Raw genomic sequence first — 3,359 nt, 5'->3', positions numbered from 1 at the left:
GTTCTCGGGCGGCAAGCAGGTGCTTCTGCCTCTGCTGATCGGCACCGGCGCGCCGGTGCCGATCAGCAGAGGCAGAAGCACCTGCTTGCCGCCCGAGAACGGCGCGATCATGGCGCCATTCTTCTCGATGACCGAAAGCTCGTCACCCTGCTGCCAGAGCGCGAAAGCCTCACGCTCCTCGACACGCACTTCCAGCGTATGCGGATAGACCTTGCGCACCGCCGCGACCTCGATCCACGGCAAGGTCGCAATTCGTTCCCGCGCGGCCTCGGCATTAAAGCCGATCAGCGACGTCCAGCCGTCGAGTTCAAGCCTGTCGAGTATATCGATTTCCGAGGTCTGGCGATTGCCCACCACCTTGACCTGATCGACGGCAAATCCGGTACGGGCGGTGATGCTCTGCACGATACCGTCGACATGACCGCCGAGATAGGCGCCATAGGCACTGCTCGAGAAAATCAGCACGGCCGACATCATGGCCGCGGAAAAGCGTGGCGCCTGGAATTCTCCGACACCGAGGCGCGCCATAATGCGCACCGGGCGGCGCAGCATCCGCGGCAGCACGAAATGGTCCAACGACAACGACAGGCCGAACAGCGCCGGACCGGCCGCGCCCCTCTCCCTACCCTGTCCCCATTTCAACGCAGACACGAAGCGTCCTCCACCATCCAACTCAACAAATCGCCAAACGAGTGCCCGGCATGGGCGGCGATTTCAGGCACCAAGGACGTCGGCGTCATACCCGGCTGGGTGTTGACCTCGAGCCAGACAATCTCGCCGTTTTCGGAATGCCGATCGTCATAACGGAAGTCCGACCGGGAAACGCCCCGACAGCCGATCGCTTGGTGAGCCTTGAGCGCCAGTGTTTGTATTTTTTGGTAAATATTCGGTGAAACTTTTGCGGGGCATTCGTGCTTTGATCCCCCGGCGACATATTTTGAATCATAGTCGTAGAAGGAATGGCCGGTCGGGATGATCTCGCAGACCCCCAGCGCCACATCGCCCATCACCGCGCAGGTCAGCTCCCTGCCGTGGATGTAGCGCTCGACCATGACGGTATCGCCATATTTCCACTCCGACGAGCCAAGAACCTGCGGCGGATGCGACTGGCCTTCATGCACGATGACGACACCAAAGCTCGAACCCTCATTGACCGGCTTGACCACATAGGGCGGCTTCATCGGATGCTTGTTCTGGATGGCGAAGCGGCTGGCGACCTTCGATTCGGCGACCACGATGCCGACCGACTTGGCAACCCGTTTGGCCTGCTCCTTGTTCATGGCCAGAGCCGAGGCGAGCACGCCGGAATGGGTGTAGGGAATGCCGAGATATTCGAGGATGCCCTGGATGGTGCCATCCTCACCAAAAGGGCCGTGCAGCGCATTGAAGGCGACATCGGGCTTGAGCTCGGCAAGCACGGAGCCGACATCGCGCCCGACATCGACGCGGGTGACCTGGTAACCTTCCTTCTCAAGCTCATCGGCGCAAGCCTTTCCGGAGGACAGGGACACGGGCCGCTCGGACGAAAAACCACCCAGCAGGACGGCCACATGCTTGTTTTTCATTCCCCGGCATCCCCTCTCTCACGGCGGACCAAAACCAGATTTTCCGCAACATTGAGTCAGAGTCTCCCGGCAGGTTGCCCCCCCAGACGGAAAACGCTGAAAACGCGTCGAACGACTCAAATCAGGAAACGCTTTCGAGCAGAGAATCAGAGAGTTGATTCACTGGCAAGTGCTTACGATTCCGAGAGATTCACTTTCTAAGAAAATGGATGCGAAAAGCGTGTCGTTGAGTCTTTGCGGCAACGGTCGCGGACCGTTTTTCGCCTCGTTGAAGTTCATGCATCACATGAACTTCAACGAGGCGCTAGGTGTGTCGAGATTCAGGTCAGGCCGAGTCGAAAACGATGGCTTTCGAGAACCGGAGCGGAGCATCACCTGAATATCAGCGCACCTTAAAGGAGCTGCCCGAGAAACTCCTGAACGGCATGCCCTGGCCGGAAATTGCCGATGCGCTTGATTTCCCATTGCAGCCGGATACCGGAATTCTCCAGCACCCGCGTGCGCACCGTCTCGCCGAGATATTCAAGGTCGTAGCCGGTCGCGGTTCCGGTGTTGATCATGAAGTTGCAATGCATCGGCGACATCTGCGCGCCGCCGATCATCAGGCCGCGGCAGCCCGCTTTGTCGATCTCCTTCCAGGCCGATGTGCCGTCGGGATTCTTGAAGGTCGAGCCGCCGGTCTTTTCGCGGATCGGCTGCACGGTCTCACGATGGTTCTGCACGGCCTCCATCGCAGCCTTGATGGTCGCCCTGTCCTCGGCAAAGCCTTCGAACACGGCGGAGGTGAAGATCAGCCCGGAGGGAGCCGCCGAATGGCGATAGGCGTATCCCATATCGGCATTGCTCAGCGTCTGCACATTGCCCTTGCGATCGAGTGCTCGCACTTCGATGACGCGCTCGCGCGTCTCGACGCCATTGGCGCCGGCATTCATTCGCAGCGCACCGCCGATTGCACCCGGAATGCCGTGGTAGAAATGAAAGCCGCCAATGCCGGCCTCGAGCGCCACCGCTGCGACGCGCTTGTCGGGGGTCGCAGCTCCCGCCTTGATCCTGATTGGCGAAATCACCTCGGCATCGCCGAAGCCCTTGGCCGAAAGCCGAATGACAAAGCCCTCGATGCCGCCATCGCGGACCAGAAGGTTGGAGCCGACGCCGACGACCGTCAGCGGTATCTCTTCGGGAACGGCTTTCAGGAACGCGGCAAGGTCCTCCTCATCGGCCGGCTGGAACAACGCTTCAGCCAGCCCCCCGGCACGGAACCAGGTGATCTTGTCCATCTCGGCGTTCGGCGTCAGGCGGCCACGCAGGCCGGCAAGCCGGTCGCCAAGTCTGTCGATCAGGGCCTGGCCGTGCCTCATGAGACGGTCCCGCCAAGCTCCTTGGGCAACGCATAGGCCCATTGGGTGATGTTGCCGGCTCCAAGGAAGACGACGAAATCGCCCGGCTTGGCCAGATCACGGACGATGGGCGCAATCGCCGCCGGGCCCTCGATGTAGCGCGCGTCGCGATGACCGCCGGCGCGGATGCGCGACACCAGCGCGTCCGAGCTGACGCCGTCGATCGGCTCTTCGCCGGCGGCGTAGACCGGCGCCACCATTACTGTGTCGGCGTCGTTGAAGCAGGTGGAAAACTCGTTGAACAGATCATGCAGCCGGGTGAAGCGATGCGGCTGGGCAATGGCGATGACACGACCCTGGGTGGCGCTGCGCGCCGCCTTCAGCACCGCCGAGATCTCGACCGGATGGTGGCCGTAATCGTCGAATATTTCGACGCCGTCCCACGAACCGGTATGGG

The 3,359-nt window shown here is 61.3% G+C and carries 4 protein-coding genes; all 4 read right to left on the bottom strand.

From position 1 onward, the window contains the following. Positions 1–651: cell division protein FtsQ/DivIB (locus EN884_RS30330; RefSeq protein WP_164895246.1), on the bottom strand; the 651-nt coding region annotated here is incomplete at its 3' end. Continuing rightward, positions 639–1,565 (bottom strand): D-alanine--D-alanine ligase, encoded by a 927-nt coding sequence (locus EN884_RS30325; protein ID WP_013530960.1) that lies wholly within the window; start codon positions 1,563–1,565, stop codon positions 639–641. The genes EN884_RS30330 and EN884_RS30325, both read right to left, overlap by 13 nt. Before the next feature lie 392 nt (positions 1,566–1,957). Continuing rightward, positions 1,958–2,923 (bottom strand): UDP-N-acetylmuramate dehydrogenase, encoded by a 966-nt coding sequence (murB, locus tag EN884_RS30320; RefSeq protein ID WP_063168309.1) that lies wholly within the window; start codon positions 2,921–2,923, stop codon positions 1,958–1,960. Further along, on the bottom strand, positions 2,920–3,359 hold a 440-nt coding region (locus tag EN884_RS30315; protein WP_281034851.1), incomplete at its 5' end, for a cyanophycin synthetase. The genes EN884_RS30315 and murB, both read right to left, overlap by 4 nt.

It is taken from the genome of Mesorhizobium sp. M7A.F.Ca.AU.001.01.1.1 (assembly GCF_004022735.1).
Taxonomy (GTDB): domain Bacteria; phylum Pseudomonadota; class Alphaproteobacteria; order Rhizobiales; family Rhizobiaceae; genus Mesorhizobium; species Mesorhizobium ciceri.
Note: the sequence above shows the minus strand (reverse complement) of the source record. Positions and strands in the feature narration are given on the sequence as shown.

Bases quoted from the DNA above. Each gene is read 5' to 3' on its own strand.
- EN884_RS30325 (WP_013530960.1), bottom strand. From the start codon at position 1,565: ATGAAAAACAAGCATGTGGCCGTCCTGCTGGGTGGTTTTTCGTCCGAG.
- murB (WP_063168309.1), bottom strand. From the start codon at position 2,923: ATGAGGCACGGCCAGGCCCTGATCGACAGACTTGGCGACCGGCTTGCC.